Origin of the sequence: Corynebacterium sp. NML 120412 (assembly GCF_002285155.1) — a bacterium.
GTDB lineage: Bacteria > Actinomycetota > Actinomycetes > Mycobacteriales > Mycobacteriaceae > Corynebacterium > Corynebacterium gottingense.
Genome location: NZ_NSGL01000001.1, coordinates 197,877 through 217,417 on the forward strand (window position 1 = coordinate 197,877; position 19,541 = coordinate 217,417).

A 19,541-nucleotide genomic window follows, 5' to 3' on the forward strand; every position below is an offset into this window, starting at 1 on the left:
ACGGCGACATTAATTTTCGCTTGTGGTAGTCCACTTTCTTGCTGCTCCCTCAATGAAAGGCCGTCCAGTAAAGGACGGCGACCCTCGCAAAAGTGCAGCCACCGCCGCAGCGTGCGCCCCCCCTCAATGAAAGGCCGTCCAGTAAAGGACGGCGACACGGCGAGCGGTGCGCCGCCGTCGGGGAATCGGGCGTCCCCTCAATGAAAGGCCGTCCAGTAAAGGACGGCGACCTCGGGATCTACAACGCCCGCAGCACGGCTCGACTGCCCTCAATGAAAGGCCGTCCAGTAAAGGACGGCGACTTGAGCTGGGCCTACACACACGGCACCCCCGTTAACCCTCAATGAAAGGCCGTCCAGTAAAGGACGGCGACCACAACGCCGAAAACGCGCGTTGATTCGGCGTCGAACCCTCAATGAAAGGCCGTCCAGTAAAGGACGGCGACCGCTTCGGTCAGCCCCTCGATGGAGAAGATGCCGGTCTCCCCTCAATGAAAGGCCGTCCAGTAAAGGACGGCGACTCCGCGACCCACACTTTCCGCTGGCCCTCAGTGCTCCCTCAATGAAAGGCCGTCCAGTAAAGGACGGCGACCTCCCAGGCGTGACCGGCCCGGACACCGTTCCGGCCCCTCAATGAAAGGCCGTCCAGTAAAGGACGGCGACTGGGGCTGAAAAACAGCACCAGTGAACAGGGTAAATCTAGCGCTTTGCGAGCGTGACGACAATCCTACAAGACGTTGCGCTATAAAAGTCATCCACTATTGAGTTCACGATGCTGATCAGGCGATTCCCTGAGCGAGTGCAAACCGGGTTTTGCGTGACACCGGCGCGCTCGAAACTATGCTGCCGATTTTGCTAGAGAATCAATGCGTCATTGTCTGTGACTTCCCGTGATTTTCCAAGATACCCAAACTTTGTTTCACTCAGTTCCGCTACTCGACCTAGATCGCAGAAAAGAATGGAGTCTTCGCCTGGATCGATAATCGTGTTCAGGCGGGACTTCACTTGTAGAAGTCTGGCGGGTGAGGTGTCCACGACAAAAACGCTGTACTGCACCCGGTCTCCGAATTCCGACAGTGCATCTGCGATGCGTGTGCGTCGACGATCATTGATGATGTCATAACAGATAAGCGTTCGACGTGTATCGTCCCGGCTCATCGCACCTTCACACCTTCGTAGGATGGTTGGGAGCCCGTGATTACGCCGAGTACCATCCTGGCCTGGATTTCTATTACCCGACGCCAAGTCGCGTCGTAGCCAAAGAGCGGATGGCGAATGCTCGTCTCTACTCGCCGTTCGAAGGCCGCAATCACTTTTCTTCTCGCCTGGTCACGAAGGCGAGCAGCTCCGTTGACGTAGGTAAAATCGCTAGCTTTAATCTCACGCCGATTCACAAGGGAAAGCACTACAGAGTCAGCTAGCGGGGCTCGAAATTCTTCCATGAGATCCAGTGCGAGCGCTGGCTTGTTACGGCCGCTACTATGCAAGAACCCTGCGTGTGGGTCTAATCCACAGCTGAGAATTGCTCGGAGCACTTCAGCCCTGAGCAACCCATAGCTGTAATTCAGCAAGATATTGAGCGGATCGCTTGCACCGCGACCATGTCGTCCTTCCCACTGCCAACCAAGAGCTTCCATTTGCGCTGGGCGCAACATTGACCCGAATTCACGGAAATACTGTGCAGCGGCGTCTCCCTCGATTCCAAACAACTCTGGTATATCCGCGGCTTTTGCTGCGTGCTCGGCTTCTGTATGCAGATATCTGACAACGTCAGGTGCGTCGCCGTTCCTCCGCAGCAGAGTTGCCTGGTTCCAAATCTTCGCTTGGACCATTCCACGCGCAATCGGTAGACAGCCTCGGCTGCTTAGGACGTGTTGCTCCACGCGAGCTCCGCCATTGGGTCCGTCAGCGGGTTTTGAGAATCCGTAGACTCTTCCCGTTGAGGAGCACCACACGACCGGAACATTGTTCCAGAGGAGGTTTCGGTGCAAGGCACTAGACAGGTCGATGTTGCCATGGACAACAACTCCGTGAACCCGGGCGAGCGGTGCGTCTGCGAGTCTCTCACCGGATTTTTCTACGACGACCCGTCCTTTGCGAATGCTGGCGCGAGATCCCTGCACAGTGAGGTGTAGGACCTGACCATCGGGGTCAGCAGCATGGATTCGTCGTCTCGCGTTCCCGCCGTGGTGTTCATCGGGTAAGCAAATCGAAAAATGGGAGCACTGGGAGCACCGTTCATCGTCGAGAAGCGGAATAGGCGCATGCGTGGAATCAACGATCTCTCGAGTACGCGCGATTGTCTCAGCAGCGGCGTGGTTGTCCTCATCGGTAAGCTCCACGTCAACCCGTCGACGGTGGTCGGTGAAATATATCGCCTGCTCGATGACTTCAAAGCCTGCATCGCGCAAACACTCGCGTTGTAGTGCCAGCTGTAGACGATTCGCCGGAGTCACCTGCGCCTTGCGTCGAACCGGTGTTGCTTTATGCTCGACCAGACCCACTTCCTTGTTCTCGAATACCTCGACTACGTCAGCTTTACCAACGATGCCGAGACGCTCTGAGCGCAGGGGGTACGACGTCAAACGGTGTTTGCGTGAGTGAGTTACGGTATCGACCGCTTCGTGAGCATAGTCCCCGGCCTGCATTTGGTATGTCAGCGTTGACTCGCCATTTGCCTCGAGCCAGGCCCTTCGCTCGCAAAACACTGTATGAAGGACGAGGCTAATTGGCAGAAAATCTTCTTCCCGTGTCACAACAGGCGTACCTTTCCTCCTTCGAAGTAACGCTCCCGGGCTGAGGGGCTGCCTCCGAGGTGGACACGGAATACGGCTGCGGCGGGTACGTTGAACTGCTGGAGAGCGGTAATGGCGCTCTCGTGCAGCAAACGCTCCGGTGTTCGACCGGTTTCGTCGGCACCAAAAGCGTTGACCACGGACGCCCACTCCTGAGAAAGCACAATGCTTTCGAATCTCTCGGGGGTCAGAGGAGCGGCCGGCACGGGAAGCACGGCTACCTTCGTGTGCAGTGCCGTGTCCGGATACGCACATGGAGTGAGCGCCATGAGCTGTGTTCGGGCGCTTACCGGAAATTGACCAATACCGATCAGCGCTGCAAACGCAAGAGCCAAGTCTGTACGCGCCGGGGGAGTAAAGCCCGAAGGCGTCCTGGAAGCATCTTCACCGAAAGGATCTTCAACGCGCTGGCCTGTCAACCCGGCTAAAATATCATTGCTATCCCAATCGCTCAGAGCGTCGACATACTTGAAGAGTTTCTGCGAAACAAACTCTTCACCTCGATTGCGGGTCTTCATTTCCCACCGGGAAGCACCGTGATCAGGGCGAGGATCTGTTCCAAGGAATCGCCAATAGGCAGCTTCGCCTAAAGACTGAATGAGTTGCAGTGCCAAGTGGTCATCCTCGACGCACAGTTTATCGAGAGCTGCGGTACGCGCTTGTTGGTGCTTAGACCAATCACCTGGGTTCTTAAGGGGGTCAATCTGCTTGAATCTGGGGCTGAAGGGGGAAAACTCTCCTTCTGCGTATTGGACTCGGATACTCGTCCACCCCTGGACCCACGACTGGCTGAGACGCTTGATCTCTCCGGCTATCTCTTCGGGAGTAATGTCCTCTGTTTCCAGGACACCGCGGGGTGTTGGTTCGTCGCTCCAGTGAGTGGTAACGACACCGTCACATATTGACCGTGCGAGGAGACTAAGCCCAGCAAGAGCAAAATGGGATAATCCGGAATATACATTCCCTCCAACTACAAGACTGTGTTTCATCGTCCTTCTCCTGAAATCTGCGCGTCCGCTGCGCGCTCGAGCGCTTCGCAAGCAGCGAGGGCATAGGCACCGTATTCTCTTGTGAGCTTGCGTACTTGGCTTTCCCACTGACCCTGCGTGAACAACTTCTGTGCGGTTGCGGATCCAACAAGGAGTTCTTCTCCAACTTGGGGGAATAGGTCTCGTCCGCGGCCGTGGCTAGCGCCAATAATATGTACGACCAGCTCATCGATGCGCTCGTCTCCTTGGAGACGAAGGTCTTCAGCTATAGCTGCAGAGAGCTGTTCATGTCGCCACCCAACAGGCAAACCACTTCCAGCCTTTGCTCGCTGGATCTCTTGTCGGCTCCGGGTACGGCTCTTAGCCCATGGTTGGACAAGATCGAGGTTTCCCAACATCCGCTGAAAGCGGGGATCGCGCTTGCCTTCGTCGTGAAGCAAGCTTGCTGTAACCACCCGGTCTGCAAGAGCTGGACTGACACCCAGGGAGTCGCAGATAAGCCGTGCCCGCTCAGCTACGTCAGCTTGGTGCTGTGCCAGAGATGGGGGCGGGGCGTTTTTGATCACACGAGGCGTCCATTCTTGCACCGCCTCCGCATCAGTACGCAGCGTTTTGGAATCGCGGCGGAGAATCCAAGCGGCAAGATCGCCCCGGGGATCCTCGATCGATGATGCAGAGACTTCGATGCTCATCCCGGCTTCGGCGTCATCAGGAAAGCGGTCGTACCATGATTCCAGAATCTCAGCGGGGGTCATCGAGCTTGCGGCTCGGAAGAGATCCAGGTCAAGATCTTCTTCATCGGGCAAGTAAACAGTAACCCCGTCCGCTGGAACTTCATCTGGGAGCTGAGCATCTTCAGCCGGAATTGTCAGTACACCCTGGGTAGTAAACGGTAGTTGATCGCTTACGATGAGGATATCGCCAGGCTTGATTTCATTCGGCTCGTCAAGGAGCTCTATGTCGCCCGCGCGGTATACCAACAGCAACGTCGTCGAGTGACGTTCCTCGCTGTCTTGCTGGAGCTTGACGGCGAGTTCTCTGACGGTAGATAGCGAGCCCGGGAAAACCTCTTCAGCTCGAGGCGGCAAGGCCTCAAGCAGCTCTACGGTTGCTTCCTGCGTTTGCGGTAACTTCTTGCGCAGAACTACACCGGCGGTAGGGGTTTCTTCTTCTAGAGAGTCTCGGAGCCAGAAATCAAGCTCGATTGGGTTTGCGCGCCGCTCAGCTGATTTAGCGAGTAGCTCTACATCTCGGTACTCCAAACGCTGGTACAGCAGGCGAGTGGGAGTTGTCGCAGGGGCTGGGTTCGAAGCGAGCAGCGCAGGATTCATGTCAGTGCCGCTTTCGAAGACCGCAAGCCATTGAAAGGCTGCGTGGAGATCGGCACCCTTGTATGGTGCGAATTCCTTGTTCGCCGCAGGCGGAGCAACCGGCTCAAGAATTGCTAGCTCAGATGTGTCGTATTTTCCGAGACGGTTGGCACGTCCGCTGCGCTGTTGAATTGCAGTAGCGGGAGCTAGCTCGGTGACCATGTATTGGAAATCAACGTCTACTCCAACCTCAAGCGTCTGTGTTGCAACAACGACGTCAACCTGCTTGTTTCCAGCAGTAGTAAGCACGCCCGGATAGTCTTCCTCGAGTTTTTTGAGGTCAAATGGGCGCATACGGCCGACGAGGAGGATGTATCGTACTTTCTTCCTCTTGAGCGCGCTGGCTACTTTTAGCGCTGTATCAACATGATTCACGATGCACCCAATCGGGCCGACGCGATTGTCTTCTTCCAGCCATGCGTGAATCTGCTCGAGCGCACCGTCCACTACGCCACGGTTTGCCTTCTTGCCATTCCACTTGGGGGTTTGGATATGCTTCAACTGCTTCGTCGCATGGAGCCTGCGCTGCAGCGCTGAGTCTCGGCTTTCGTCGAGTGCATCGGGATCAGCCCCGATTACCGACCAATCTTCAGACTGGTTTGCGGGAGTTGCTGTTGTCTCGACTACTTGGAGTGCAGGGAGACCAGTGTCTGCACCAGTCAGTTGAATTTCCCGAATCCGGCGTGCCGTGGTGAGTAGTTGACGGTTCAAATGCGCCTCGTCAAGCACAATCACCGAGTCGCTAGTGACAAGAGCGGTTTCCCTGGGGCGGGCGTACCTGGTTGAACCATACCCTTGAAAGAGTGCGCGCGAACCCCACATGTCCGGTGTTGAGGCAATGACAGCGCAGCTGGCAAGGTCACTTACTGGTAACGACCGTGAGCTGAGCCCGCCGCGTAATATAGACACGATGCACGGCGCGTTACCGCCAGCGGGCACCAGGCTACGTAATGCATCTGCGACCTTGCGTACGACGTCTGGGTGGTCACTGTTACCGGCGAGGCTTTCTCTCAGTGCCTGCAGTATTTCGAGGGCACGTTGGTACTGGTTGTCCACGAGACCGCGTCGATTCACCACTGTGTGCAATCGGCGTGGGAGGCGTGGAGCTTCCCCCGCGGCAAACAGAGCATTTGCGAAAATGTGGACGTCGACAACAGAAGATTTTCCTGCACCAGTTGGGGCCATGATTTGGTCTGGCCACCGCCCGGTACGCACAATGTGTTCGAGGAGCTCACACTGCCATGTAAAGGGGACGTGTCCGTCATTCATGGCGGCGAAAAACTCGTCGAAATCACTCAAAGATAACTTCGTCATGGCTTTTCTCCTAGGATTTCTGACGAATTGAGGCTGATATCCAATGGACGGAGCAGGCCGCCGCCAAGGTGCCTAGATTGGCCTAGCATGACTGCGGCCTGAGGGCCTGCCAGATCACCTAAATCGAGCACCGCGCGGTAAGGCTGCACAGGAACGCTTTCGTGCGAATGATGCGCAAAGTCACGAACGTGCCGAGTAACTGCGTGCGTGTTGAGAGCAACGACTCCCCTGCGTGCAGCCTGATCGCGGAGGTTCATGTATCGCGTCGGTCCGCTTCCGCTAAGGGCGAAGTCGTTCCGCCATACGTAAGCAGCGGAGAGCAACGCGGAATCGCCCAGCGACCATTCGTTGCCACTGCGACGGATTCGTCGCACCTCAGGCACGATTGGCATTTCCGTTTCCCATAGCCGGTAGGTGCCAGGTTCTGGCGCTGGCCAAAAGCGCGTTCCTGAGCGTGTCTCATTGGAGAACTGAATGCGGATCTTGCCGAGATGCCTCGACCAGAGCTCGCGGATATCCACTGCTCGCTGGACTTGGAGGAGCTCCTCCGGAGTTGCATCAGACGGCACGAATAATCCAAGAAGAGGGCCATCCTTGTTCAGCAAATGAGCGAGACGTGGTGGCAGATACTGGATAGCAAGCCGATTTGGAGGCTGCTTGATCCCGTCGTTGTACTTACCCGTGATGAGGGGCGCAGCGCCGTAGCCAAGACGAGCAATGAGTGCCTTGTGCATGCTCAGTGCCAACGCGACGCGGTCTCGTTTTTCAACCTCACGATCTAGCTCAAAAAGGTAAACGGTGCCCCATGGTGCATCTTCGGGGGGAGTCTCTGCGGGCTCGTACCATGTCTCCGCAATGCCAATTTCGGTAGGGCGTTCGCTGTGGGGGACTTGGCTCTTCTTGAAAGCGTCGCGTGCCGGCGTCGGTGGTTTCGCCGTGAGGCGCGCTTTGTGGTTAGCGATCAGGGCAGCCGTACGTCCTTCTGCGGCAACCTGCCGGGCGAAAGCCTCCCTGGTGAAGCAGTTCGCAGTTGGGGATAACCACAGGTTCGGTGTAAAACTTTGCGCCCTTAACGTGACAACGCTGTGGCTTTCCCCCAAATAGGGCACATCTCCAGCGAGTTGAGTAAGCGTGGCAGCAATCTCCTCCGGCACGTCGTGCCACATATAGCCGTAAGAAGATTGCACTGCCACACCATTTGAAATGGGGCGGGCTTCTACTTTCTTTCGCATACTTTCTGAATTGACGGTTCCGACGTCCCGGTACCCAATTCTCTGATTCCCTTTATTGAGGAGGCGAGTTTCCGGTTGATAGATCCCGTTTGGTGGATGCCTTTCAAGCCATTGAAGGGCATCGAGCGAGGCCTGTGAAGGCTCTCCATCCTCCGAGAGGTGGCCCAGGGCTGCAGCGCTAAGAAGGGCTGCGTGTAACCGCAGAGGAGAAGGGTAAGCCTCGACAGAACCATCACTGCGATGCCCATAGTAGGTGCCCAACGGGAACGTTGCAGTCAACGCTAATTGGGGCATTTTGGTTATTCCTTATCTTCTGCTTCGTCCACCGCGCCGGCGATGATGGCAGGGTTTCCGACTACTTCGCGAACCTGTCCGTGCCAATCGGCAACCCCCAGCTTTTCGGCGTGTTCGAGCGCCGCTTCAAAGAGAGCATCAGCAGCTTCGATGCTCAGTGGAGGTAGCTCCTGGAAATTGCCATATCGCTTATCGATCTTGACCACGGGAGCTGCTACTTCGACGAGGTCGCAATTCGAGCGGTAGTACAGTTCCTGTTCTGCCCTGGCAATGAGGGCCAGGCCAAGAGCCGCGATGAGCGCCCTTGCAGCAACATTCTGCTCCGGGTCGTCGCCAAAGTTCAGCTGGCGGAGAGCGGTGAAGCTCATCACCCAGGATCGGATGATGCGAGAGCAGGACACGCCTCCGAGAGGGTCTAAGGTCGGAGGAAGTGCTCCCACACCTACTCCTGCACCGGAGAAAGTTTCGCCCTTCTTCGCCTTCTTTATCTTGGCGTTGATGTCTTTGAGTTTTTTCTTCGAAAGATCATCTCCCTGGCCAGCGATGATCTCCTGGAACGAGGCCGGATCAAGGTGGACAGCTGCCCCGACAGGGTCGACGCGAGCGCCGCTTCGGGCACCCTGTTGCTCACTGCCTGGACGCGTCTGGTCCGCGAGGATACCAATGGTCTCCCCGGTGATTGACCGCCTTATGCGGACCTGATTTGAGGGGCGTGTCGAGTCCCAAACGCCGTTGAGGAGCGCGATTGGGGAAGTGTTGAGGATTGCGCGGTAATCCCGCGGTGTCGAATTCCTCATGTCGCGGTACCAGTCAGCTTTGGTGACCGGCTTCCCCTCTGAGCTGCTGGCGCGAATGTGCCCGTCGGCGAAGCGGTGGGGAAGTTCGATGTCTGTATAGCTCTCATTCCCATAGTGGACGAGGATGCGTGGGATGCGAGACAGCAATCGGTCACCGCCCTCGATCGCACGCGTGATGGCCTGCTCTCCTCGGTTTACTGAAGAAGGAATGCTGTCGATGATGACGCTCTCTGCGGGGGCGCCGTCGATGAAACGTGGTTCGTAGCCGAAACAAGGGGTGTTGCCATCGATGAATTTTGCGGGAGTGACTGAGGCGTGTGGACCGGCAGCTGCGGAAAGTTCGGTGACGGAAGTGAGTACCGACGCTCCGCCAGGAGTGCAGGCGTCGAGCAGGTCCTGAAGTTGCATTGTGATTCTTCCTTTCGAATGAGTGTGTGGTGTGCGGCTTCGGATGTTCGGTCGGGTGCCTAGATTGAAACCGTGGCCAATGTTCTTGGCTTGGGTACAAGAGTAGCATATTGTTCGAGTGACGCTACGCGAAGAGAGAGTAGAAAAATAATGAGTATGACCATGCGGCAAACCGCTCGGCCCTTGGATTCGCTATGCGTAGAGAGATCCTCAATGAAAGGCCGCATGGCTAGGGCTAGATTACATCTTTCGACTGAAGCGCAGAGAACTCTGGTTACCTGTCGATTTTGTGGGACTTCCCTCAGGTATCTTCCGTGGTTAAGATGGTCAACGCAGAGGGCAAAAGGCTGGTCGAAAGATGGTCTGACGGAGATGGGGCAGCCGCAGCTCGTTTTGATCAAAAGAAACTTGCCGCATGCCCTCGGTGCATGCGCATTCAGGGTCTGCTAGAGCAATCCGAATCGAAATAATGAAGGTAAATATGCACATCTACTTCTCCTCTGTCTACGGTTCCACGAAGCAGTACGCCGAGGAGCTCGCGCGTCGTCTCAGTACGACCGCGCAGGAGATTCCAGATCCTGCCGAAGTGCCCGATGATGCCGCGGAAGGCCCGATCATTGCGCTCGCGCCGGCGCACGGCCCGATGAACGCGGCGGCCAAGTTCGTAAAGTCGCTCCCGGAAACAACGATCCAGGCACGTCCCATCTGTGTGGTCACGGTCGGCATGACGCTCGACCATGTAGTGAGAGAGGCAGACCCCACGGCGGAACTGCTCGGCGACCGGGCGGACCAGGTACAGCGTTTCTACCTCCCGGGCCGACTGAATTACTCGGAGCTCACCACTGCACACCTGGGCGTGATGCGCGGAATCATTGGTGCGCTCAAGTTGAAGCCACGGAAGTCGGAAAACGAGCACTCGATGATCGAGATGTATAAGAAGGACACCGATCGGGTCGATCTTTCGCTTCTCGACGAGATCGTGGCGTGGGCGGCGCAGCCAAAGACGTAAAAACAATTAAAAAAGATATCGAAACAATTCGTCTACCAGTCAAAACGCCATAAACAAACCCCAAAAACCGTCCTATCTCTTTCCGATATCTTTTCGGCCCCAAAAATCACGCCAAAAAGAATTCCCTGGGGAAATGCGTCGCAGGAGCGGGAGCACCGGGCGTCGATAAGCCGCAGATAAGCAATGGCCCCTGACCGCGCCGGGCCTACTACACTGCATACCTATGACTGAGCAGGACTCCACGCAGAACCCCAACCAGGCCAACGGCCCCGCGTACCGTTACGGCGCGGAGCTGGCCAACGACATTGAGCAGAAATGGCAGTCGTACTGGCGCGAGCACGGCACGTTTAACGCCCCCAACCCGGTCGGCGACCTGGCCACCGGCGAGGAGCTGCCGAAGGAGAAGCTCAACGTCCAGGACATGTTCCCGTACCCCTCGGGCGCGGGCCTGCACGTGGGCCACCCGCTGGGCTACATCGCGACGGACGTGTTCGCCCGCTACAACCGCATGCTGGGCAAGAACGTCCTGCACACGCTGGGATACGACGCGTTTGGTCTGCCCGCGGAGCAGTACGCCATCCAGACGGGTACGCATCCGCGCACGACCACGGAGAAGAACATCGACAACATGACCCGCCAGCTGGACCAGCTGGGCCTGGGGCACGACAAGCGCCGCTCCGTGGCCACGACGGACCCGGAGTTTTACAAGTGGACGCAGTGGATCTTCCTGCAGATCTACAATGCCTGGTTCGACGAGGAGCAGCAGAAGGCTCGCCCGATCGAGGACCTGGTGCGCGACCTCATGACCGGCGCGCGCACGACCAAAGACGGCCGCAACTTCCGCGACCTCACCACGGCAGAGAAGCACAAGGCTATCGACGAATTCCGTCTCGTCTACCTCGACGACTCGATGGTCAACTGGTGCCCCGGCCTGGGTACCGTGCTGGCCAACGAGGAGGTCACGGCGGAGGGCCGCTCGGAGCGCGGCAACTTCCCGGTCTTCCGCAAGCGCCTGCGCCAGTGGATGATGCGCATTACTGCCTACTCGGATCGCCTGCTCGAAGACCTTGACCTGCTGGACTGGCCGGAGAAGGTCAAGAGCATGCAGCGCAACTGGATCGGCCGTTCGCGCGGCGCGGAGGTCAACTTCAACTCCGTCGCAGGCGACATCACCGTCTTCACCACCCGCCCGGATACGCTGTTCGGCGCCTCCTTCGTCGTGCTCGCTCCGGAGCATGAGCTTGTCGACGCCCTCGTGGCCGACGCCTACCCCGCCGGCACTGACGAGCGCTGGACCAACGGCCAGGCCACCCCGCGCGAGGCCGTGGACGCCTACAAGCGCTCCATCGCCGCCAAGTCCGACGTGGAGCGCCAGGAGAACAAGGAAAAGACCGGCGTCTTCCTGGGTACCTACGCCACCAACCCGGTCAGCGGCGAGCAGGTCCCCATCTTCATCGCGGACTACGTGCTCACCGGTTACGGCACGGGCGCGGTCATGGCGGTGCCGGCGCACGACAACCGCGACTACGAGTTCGCTACCGCCTTCGGCCTGCCCATCGTCCCCGTGATCGAGGGCGACGTCTCCGAGGCCGCGTTCACCGGCGATGCAACGCACATCAACTCGGCCAACAACGATGGCCTTGACCTGAACGGTCTGGGTAAGGCCGAGGCGATTGAGCAGGCGCTGCGGTGGATCGTCGAGAAGCAAAAGGGCGCGGAGAAGATCCAGTACAAGCTGCGCGACTGGCTGTTCGCCCGCCAGCGCTACTGGGGCGAGCCCTTCCCGATCGTGTACGACGAACACGGCCAGGCGCACTCCATCCCGGAGGACCAGCTGCCGGTCGAGCTGCCGGACGTGGAGGACTACAAGCCGGTCTCCTACGAGCCGGACGACGCGGATTCCGAGCCCTCGCCGCCGCTGGCCAAGGCCAAGGACTGGGTCGAGGTGCGCATGGACCTGGGCGACGGGGAGAAGACCTACTGGCGCGACACCAACGTCATGCCGCAGTGGGCCGGTTCCTCTTGGTACCAGCTGCGCTACATCGATCCGACCAACTCGGAGGCCTTCTGCGACCTGGAGAACGAGCGCTACTGGACCGGCCCGCGCGGCGAGAACGACCCGGGCGGCGTGGACCTGTACGTCGGCGGCGTCGAGCACGCGGTGCTGCACCTGCTCTACGCCCGCTTCTGGCACAAGGTGCTCTTTGACCTGGGCTTTGTTAGCTCCAGGGAGCCGTACCGCCGCCTGTTCAACCAAGGCTACATCCAGGCCTACGCCTACACGGACGCCCGCGGCGTGTACGTCCCGGCCGCCGAGGTGGAGGAGAAGGACGGCAAGTTCTTCTTCGACGGAGCCGAAGTCAACCGCGAGTACGGCAAGATGGGCAAGTCGCTGAAGAACGCGGTCGCCCCGGACGACATCGCCACCGACTTCGGCGCGGACACCCTGCGCGTCTACGAGATGTCGATGGGCCCGCTGGACACCTCCCGCCCGTGGGCGACGAAGGACGTCGTGGGCGCGCACCGCTTCCTGCAGCGCCTGTGGCGCCTGGTGGTCAGCGAGGAGACTGGCGAGGCCAACGTCACCGACGCGGAGCTTTCCGACGACGACGCGAAGCAGCTCCACCGCACCATCGCCGGCGTGCGCGACGACTACGAGCACCTGCGCGACAACACCGTGGTGGCCAAGCTCATCGAGTACGTCAACTACCTCACCAAGGCGTACCCGCAGCAGGCCCCGCGCGCCGCGGTGACCCCGCTGGTGCAGATGGTTGCGCCGGTCGCCCCGCACATCGCCGAAGAACTGTGGGCCAAGCTCGGTCACGCCGACACGATCACGTTCGAGCCGTTCCCCACCTTCGACGAGTCGCTGCTCACCGATGACACCGTGGAGATCCCCGTGCAGATCAATGGCAAGGTCAAGGCTCGCATCAATGTCGCCGCCGACGCCTCCAAGGAGGCCATGGAGCAGGCAGCGCTTGACGACGCCCGCGTGACCGAACTCACCAGCGGCAAGCAGATCGTCAAGACGATCGTCGTGCCGGGCCGCATGGTCAACCTGGTGGTGAAGTAGGGAAGTCCTGTCCGTCCCCTGCCGAGGCGGGCGTTATCGGTGGGGCGGCTGTTATCATCGGCCGCATGACTACACCGAACAATGGAAACACCCCGGGCGACAATAGCCCGAGCGGGGACTCCCCGTACGGCTACGAGCCGTACCCCGACAACCCGGCGGGGAGCCACCCGGAGAACACTGGCTCCTCCGCGTGGAACCCGGACAGCGCCGGCTCCGCCGGCACCACCGGTTCCGGTCAGTCCGACTTCGGCCAGAACAGCGCTGACGCCTACGGCGCGAACGGCTACGGTTCCAACGAGTACGGCTCCAACAGCTACGGCGCCAGCGGTTCCGAGCCGTACGGCCAGGGCGGCTTCGGCCCGAACGGGTACGAACAGTTCGATGTGAACGCCGCGGCTGGTGCCGCCGGCGCGACCGCGCTGCGCTACCACGGCCAGGAGCTCACCGACGGCACTTACGGCGACGGCGCGACCCCGCACCCGATCAATGCCCCGGCCAACAACGGCTGGACGCACACCAAGGGCAACGGCAAGCTGAACATTACCGACGCGTTCTCCTGGGCCTTTAAGACCACGTTCTCCAACTGGAAGGTCTGGATCGTCCTCGGCCTCATTGCGTGTGCGTGGCAGTGGCTCACGATGATCGTCCCGACAGGGGTACTCGGCATTGTCCCGTTGTTTGTGTACCCGGTGTTCTTCTCTGCCGCGCTGCAGCAGACGCTGGCCCGCTCGTTCGGGTGGGGCGACATCAAGACTCCCGCGTACGGGAAGACCCTGGGTGTTCTGGCGGTCTTTTTTGCAGTTGTTACCGTCGGCATGTTTGTGTTCCTCACCATTGGCATGGTTGCCGGCTTCAGCAGCGTGGACCTCAACGCATTGCCAGAGAACCCGACAAGCCCGGAGGACTTCGAGGCGCTGCTTCCCCTGCTCGGCCCGCTCCTCGGCTCCATGGGCCTGCTCATGCTCATCGCATGGTTCGTATCTCCGTTCCTCATGATGACCGTGTGGTACGCCTCTGAGAACAACGGCTCCTTCGGTCAGGCGTTTAGCAAGAGCTTTGCCGACGGCAAGCGAAACTACCTGCCGCTGCTGGGGCTGGCTGTGCTTGCTGGCCTGCTCAGCTTCGTGGGCTACGTCCTTGCGTTCCTCGGCATGATCATTGCCACCCCGGTCGTGCTCCTCGCGCAGGCGCACGCGTACCGCCAGATCTCCGGCGGCCCGGTCCCGGTGGAGGACGAGTTCCCGGCGCAACTCTAAGCGTTTAACCCCGCAACGCCCCGCGCAGCCTGCCGGCCGCGCGGGGTGTTCGCTATGTATCACTCATATTGCAATGTGATACAACGCTCATTTTCCGGTCGCGCAATGGTCCGCACCTTGTTACGCTCCGAACTATGACGAGACCGGAACTCCCGTACGGCCCCGATAACAACCCCGATAACAACCCAGCGTTCCACGGCTACGACCAGTACCCCGCGACCGGTGCGAACGCACCGCAGCCCAGCGTCCTCTCCCATTCCGTGAACGCCATGAAGTTCCACGGCAAGCGGCTTATTGACGACACCTTTGGCGACGGCCGCACCGCGCACCCCATCAACGCCCCTGAGCGCAACGGGTGGATCCACATGAAGGGCACCGGCAAGCTCAATATCGGCGAGGCGCTCACCTGGGGCGTGAACACCACGTTTTCCCGCTGGAAGTTCTGGATTCCGTGCGGGCTCGGGCTGCTGTTGGCCTTGTTGGCTGGCGCGATCCCGTTCGTCGGGTGGCTAGTCATAGCCGCCTTGTACCCGCTCTGCCTCTCCTTGGGGCTGAAGCAGACGCTGGTGTACAAGAACGAGACACCGGAGCAGGGCACTTCCACCTACTGGGTGACGCTCGGCATGTATATGCTGACCGGGATCATGTCGCTTGGCGCCCTCGCGCTGATCGTCACCATTGCTGAGCTGCTGCGCCTGGCCACTGGCAATCCTGCGCCTCCTCTACCTGCGGGTTACCCGGTTGTGGAACCGGAGTTGACCCCCTTTGATTACGTCGCCACCTTCTTGTTCTTGGCCACCCTGCCATTCTTCCTTCTGCAGGTCTGGTACGCGGCGGACAACGGCGCCGATTTCGGCGGCTGCATCGTCAGGGGGTTCAAGGCAGCGAAGCGCAACTACCTGCCGTTGCTGGGGCTCATCGTGGCCTCGTTCCTCATCTTCGTCCTCGGCGGGGTAGCGGTGGGCGTCGGCCTCATCGTCGCGGTGCCCGTCATCATCCTCACCTGGGCGCATGCCTACCGGCAGATCTCGGGTGGCCCGGTGCCGTCGAAAAGCACGCTCTCTGTACGCTAACGGCAAAGGGCTGAGGTCACGGATTGGTATCGACCCCAAACATTTCCCCCAATCGCTGCTAGTCTCAGGCGCATGAGCACCCCGAATGGTGGGCAGAGTCCGTACGCGGAGCACAGCAACCCGCCGCCGATGCAGCCCGCGGACGGGCTGCGCCTCCTGCCCGCCTACGCGTGGGCGGTGCGCGCCTGGGGAACTAACCTGATCATCTGGGGTCCGCTGAGCCTCATCTGCTTCATCGGGTTGTCAACGCGGTTTTGGCAGACGTTTACTGTCCTGGCGGTGCCGGTGTTGATTTCGCTCGCGATGCAGCAAACCACGGTGCGGCGCCTCAAGCTAGATGAGATCGGTGTGCCCGGCTTTGCCAAACTCCTGGTCCTCGCGTTCCTCTTCGGGCTCTTTGCCGGCGGATTCGCCATCACCTTGTTCTTCGTGTTCCTTGGCGCGTCGATGTGGAGGTTCGACCCGAGCGGGCATACGCCGGAACAGCCCTGGTACGAGGCCGGCACGACATACGTCTTGCTCGGTGGCGTACTCATCTTCACCGCGGCGACAGCCTTCGTCGCGTTCGTCCCGTTCGCCGCGGCGGACGGTCGCACCAGCTTCGGCTCCGCGGTCACACTGGGCCTGCGCGCGTCGGTGCGAAACTGGTTCAAGGTATTTATCGCGGTCGCCGCCCCCTACGCCTTGATGATCGTGGCGGTGTGGAATGATCTCACCATGTTCCCCGGCTCCAGGTACCTCACCTGCGGCGTCGCCGCGCTCGTCTTCCCGCTCCTGTTCCTCGCCCTCGCGCACGGGTACCGTCAGGTCACCGGGGGCTTCCCGCTTATCGACACCACCGCACACCACAATGACCGCTAACCCCAAAACCATCAACGCCCGCGCCGCCTTCGAGTGGTCAATCCGCACCGTCTTGAACAACTGGGCGATGTGGGTGCCGCTCACGCTCGCCACCTTCCTCGTGTCGGTTGTCCTGTGGGTGCTGCTGCAGTTTTACGGCTACTTGCTCGTGTTCATGCTGGCGTCGGCCCTGTTTGCCATCGTCGCACTGCAGCAGACGCAGCACCCCCGGCTGCGCCTGACCGAGCTGGAGTTCCCCCGCGCCTTCCAGACGCTCGGCGCGACGGCGGTGGTGGAGCTCATCGGCTTCCTGAGCTTCGCCCTCTGGCTGGGTATTGCAGCCCCCTCCTTCGCCGCGTTGGTGGACCCGTACGGTGAGCGACCACCCACCCCGCTCTACGCCGACCCGGCCGCCTGGTTCATCCTCGGCGGATTCGTGGCTTTCTTTGCGCTTGCGCCCCTGTGCAGCTTCCTGCCCCTCGCCGCCGCTGACGGGTACGGCCTGCTGGCCGCGACGAAGCGCGCCGCCGCGAACTGGCTGCGCCTCATGGCCCTCGAAGCCTTGTCCCTGCTCACCCTGCTCATCGGCACAGTCTGCATCGGCGTCGGGCTGCTGGTGGCGGTGCCGATCGTCGTGTGTGCGTTCGCCCACGCGTACTGCCAGGCCGTGGGCCGCACAGTGGAGGAGCCCACAGAGCCGACAGCACCGACAGAGCCCACGGAACCAACAGAACCCGAAAAACCCACACCCGACCCCACACCAGCCCCCGGCGAAAACCCGTACGCCCAGGCCAGCAACACGTACATCGACCCGCAGGCCTGGCCCACCGAACCCGGCACCGGGCGGGTCCGAGTGGGTCGCGCGTTCTCCTGGGCGTGGGCCGCGTTCACCGGAAACTGGGTCACGTGCGTGCAGCTGACGTTCGCGTTGCTCATCATCTGTGTCGTGGCTGGCAACCCGCTGCTCTTCATCGCCGCGCTGTTCCTCTTCCCCGCCGTGTGGTTTGCCGTGGTGGTCCCGTTTGCCGTGTCTGCGGCGCTGCGGCAGACGGACCGCGTGACGTTCTCCCTCGGGGAAGTGAAGCCCCTGCACTTCGCGCAGACTGTGGTGGCCGGGCTGTTCGCCGCCGCGATTTCGTGGCCAGTGCCCTCCGCCGTGCGCTGGGCGCTTCACCAGACGTTGCCGTGGGACGTGCCGGAGGGGACGCCGATGGGTCCCATCATGCTGGGCATCGGTTTGCTGTGCTACCTTGCCGTATCGCCGCTGTGGGCGCTCATGCCGTTCTTCGCGGCGGACGGCAGCGGGATCGGCCAGGCGATCGGCCGCGGGTTCCGGCGCGGCGTGCGCAACTATTTCCCGCTGCTCGCCCTTGCGCTGGTGTGCACGGTCCTCAACATTCTCGGCGCCGCGGTTCTTGGCCTGGGCCTTTTGGTGACGATCCCGCTCTCACTGCTGGCGTACGCCCACGCGTACCGGGAGGCGTCGCGGGGACCGGTTCCCGTCGATAAGCACAGCACATACCGCGGCAGAAATTAATAGGGGACGTACCCGTGCAAACCCTGGGAACTTTGGTAGCGTGCGGTGTATGCAGGAGGAACATTCACGCGCGGGCACGGTCCGCATCCGCCCGGCGCTGACGTGGGGGTGGGCGGCGGCGACGTCCAACTGGCGGCTCTGGGTCCCATGCACCGCCGTCGCGCTGCTCATCACGGCGGCCAGCCTCGCGCTGTGCTACTACGTCACGCCGCTGGTCGTCGCGGCGCTCGTGATCCCATTCGCCACGGTCACGGCGCTGCGCCAGACTCGCGAGCGCGCCCCTCGCCTGCGGAAGATGACCACCCTCTTGTACAAGGAGACGCTGCTCACCGCGCTCCTCGTCGTCTTCGTGTTCGTCGCCTGCTTCACGCTCTGGTCCACGGTCGTGGCGTTCTCTGGCAGGGTGGACGGCTTCTTCCCGTCCGGCGCGCTGTGGCTGGGCGGCGGCGCGATCGTCCTGCTCAACGTGCTCGCGCCGTGGCTGACGCAGATCATCTACTACTCTGCAAGCGGCATGACCATGTGGGACGCCACCCGGCCCGGTGTCGTCGCGGGCTCGCGCAACTACGCCCCGCTGCTGGGGCTGGCGGTGCTGCTCACGCTCCTCAACGCCGCAGGCGCACTGCTCGCCGGCGTCGGCCTGCTGGTCACGCTGCCGGTGGCGCTGCTCGCGTTCGCGCACGCGTACCTGCAGGCCTCGGGCGGCCAGGTCCCCAGCAACCACGCAGCCAACCCCCAGTAGCAGGGCAATGCGGGGCGCTAGGGTTGCCCAGGTGAAAATCTCGCCCGCCCTGTACACGCTGAGCCTCACGGTCGCGGCCGCCTTCGTGCTCGCCTTCACGGTGGGCAAGGCCTACATCTCCGTCCCCGGCCTGTGGGACGCCGCCGCGCACCAGATCCAGCAGATCCGCCTCGACCCCCTCGTCTCCTTCCAGCACTACCGCGTGTGGTGGGGCCCCTGGTTCAACCTCTTTGGCAATCTCGCCCTCTTTGTCCCCGTGGGCTATCTCGCCTATCGACGCTCCGTCGCCGCCACCACCTGCTTCTGCTTCCTCGCCAGCCTCACCGTCGAGTCCCTGCAATACCTCCTCGCGGCGGGCTACAGCGACATGGACGACCTCATCTTCAACACCACCGGCGGCCTCATCGGCGCTGCCGCCGCCTCCCTGCACAAGTCGCCCACCGCGATGTGGCTGTTCAACGCCTGCGCCGTGGTCATCCTCGTGCCGTATCTTTCGCTCGGCGCGAACCAGCTGGCCGCGTTCATCGCCTAGGGTAGGGGGCATGAGTCAGGACACGCAGCGCGGTTGGTTTACGCGCCGGGTCTTCCCGGACGGCACCGAGCCGGACCCCCGCTTCACGCTTGCTAACGAGCGCACCTTCCTCGCCTGGACCCGCACCGCCCTCGCGTTCTTGGCCGGGGGCATCGCGCTCGAGGCCTTCGACCTGCCGGGGATCGACCCCGCCACGCGCTCCATCATCGCCGCCGTGATCGTGGTCATCGCGATGGCGATCTCGCTGGGCGCGGCGGTGCGCTGGGCGCGCCTCGAGCGCG

At 61.0% G+C, this 19,541-nt stretch carries 15 protein-coding genes and 1 CRISPR repeat array (1 of these 16 only partly in view); of the genes, 9 read left to right on the plus strand and 6 right to left on the minus strand.

Annotated elements, in window-relative coordinates:
• Positions 1-662: a CRISPR direct-repeat array (repeat unit 36 nt; unit sequence CCCTCAATGAAAGGCCGTCCAGTAAAGGACGGCGAC); it begins 1,338 nt to the left of the window's first position.
• A gap of 192 nt (positions 663-854) precedes the next feature.
• The 6 genes from cas2 to cas7u form a co-directional block, all read right to left on the minus strand.
• A complete protein-coding gene (gene cas2 / locus CKJ84_RS00790) occupies positions 855-1,157 on the minus strand; it encodes a CRISPR-associated endonuclease Cas2 (protein ID WP_095545638.1) in 303 nt (100 codons plus the stop codon).
• Entirely contained in the window at positions 1,154-2,755 is a 1,602-nt protein-coding gene (gene cas1, locus CKJ84_RS00795) for a CRISPR-associated endonuclease Cas1 (RefSeq protein ID WP_233125428.1), read from the minus strand. Before cas1 ends, cas2 begins: the two co-directional genes overlap by 4 nt.
• Positions 2,752-3,408, minus strand: coding sequence for a hypothetical protein (locus CKJ84_RS12395; RefSeq protein WP_233125429.1), 657 nt, complete (start codon positions 3,406-3,408; stop codon positions 2,752-2,754). Before CKJ84_RS12395 ends, cas1 begins: the two co-directional genes overlap by 4 nt.
• A gap of 371 nt (positions 3,409-3,779) precedes the next feature.
• Complete coding sequence (gene cas3u / locus CKJ84_RS00805; RefSeq protein ID WP_095545641.1) at positions 3,780-6,467, minus strand: type I-U CRISPR-associated helicase/endonuclease Cas3; 2,688 nt, start codon at positions 6,465-6,467, stop codon at positions 3,780-3,782.
• On the minus strand, positions 6,464-7,993 hold the full coding sequence (csb2, locus tag CKJ84_RS00810; protein ID WP_095545642.1) for a type I-U CRISPR-associated protein Csb2: 1,530 nt from the start codon (positions 7,991-7,993) through the stop codon (positions 6,464-6,466). The genes cas3u and csb2 overlap by 4 nt, the downstream gene beginning before the upstream one ends.
• 5 nt (positions 7,994-7,998) lie before the next feature.
• Positions 7,999-9,198, minus strand: a complete 1,200-nt coding sequence (cas7u, locus tag CKJ84_RS00815) for a type I-U CRISPR-associated RAMP protein Csb1/Cas7u (RefSeq protein WP_095545643.1) — start codon at positions 9,196-9,198, stop codon at positions 7,999-8,001.
• Between the two features lie 481 nt (positions 9,199-9,679).
• On the opposite strand from cas7u, the gene CKJ84_RS00820 reads away from it, so the two are divergent.
• The 9 genes from CKJ84_RS00820 to CKJ84_RS00860 form a co-directional block, all read left to right on the plus strand.
• Positions 9,680-10,207 carry a flavodoxin domain-containing protein gene (locus CKJ84_RS00820; RefSeq protein ID WP_233125430.1) on the plus strand — a complete coding sequence of 176 codons (528 nt, stop codon included), beginning with the start codon at positions 9,680-9,682 and terminating at the stop codon, positions 10,205-10,207.
• Positions 10,208-10,430: 223 nt separating this feature from the next.
• The gene (gene leuS / locus CKJ84_RS00825; protein ID WP_095545645.1) at positions 10,431-13,280 is read left to right on the plus strand and encodes a leucine--tRNA ligase; all 2,850 of its coding nucleotides are present in this window, start codon (positions 10,431-10,433) and stop codon (positions 13,278-13,280) included.
• A gap of 65 nt (positions 13,281-13,345) precedes the next feature.
• A complete protein-coding gene (locus CKJ84_RS00830; RefSeq protein WP_095545646.1) occupies positions 13,346-14,536 on the plus strand; it encodes a hypothetical protein in 1,191 nt (396 codons plus the stop codon).
• Positions 14,537-14,670: 134 nt separating this feature from the next.
• On the plus strand, positions 14,671-15,609 hold the full coding sequence (locus CKJ84_RS00835) for a hypothetical protein (protein ID WP_095545647.1): 939 nt from the start codon (positions 14,671-14,673) through the stop codon (positions 15,607-15,609).
• Positions 15,610-15,681: 72 nt separating this feature from the next.
• Positions 15,682-16,470 carry a hypothetical protein gene (locus CKJ84_RS00840; RefSeq protein WP_143340293.1) on the plus strand — a complete coding sequence of 263 codons (789 nt, stop codon included), beginning with the start codon at positions 15,682-15,684 and terminating at the stop codon, positions 16,468-16,470.
• Entirely contained in the window at positions 16,460-17,986 is a 1,527-nt protein-coding gene (locus CKJ84_RS00845; RefSeq protein ID WP_095545649.1) for a hypothetical protein, read from the plus strand. The genes CKJ84_RS00840 and CKJ84_RS00845 overlap by 11 nt, the downstream gene beginning before the upstream one ends.
• Positions 17,987-18,035: 49 nt before the next feature.
• Positions 18,036-18,728, plus strand: a complete 693-nt coding sequence (locus CKJ84_RS00850; protein WP_095545650.1) for a hypothetical protein — start codon at positions 18,036-18,038, stop codon at positions 18,726-18,728.
• A gap of 31 nt (positions 18,729-18,759) precedes the next feature.
• Positions 18,760-19,260, plus strand: coding sequence for a VanZ family protein (locus CKJ84_RS00855; RefSeq protein WP_158221656.1), 501 nt, complete (start codon positions 18,760-18,762; stop codon positions 19,258-19,260).
• A gap of 10 nt (positions 19,261-19,270) precedes the next feature.
• On the plus strand, positions 19,271-19,541 hold a 271-nt coding region (locus tag CKJ84_RS00860; RefSeq protein ID WP_095545652.1), incomplete at its 3' end, for a DUF202 domain-containing protein.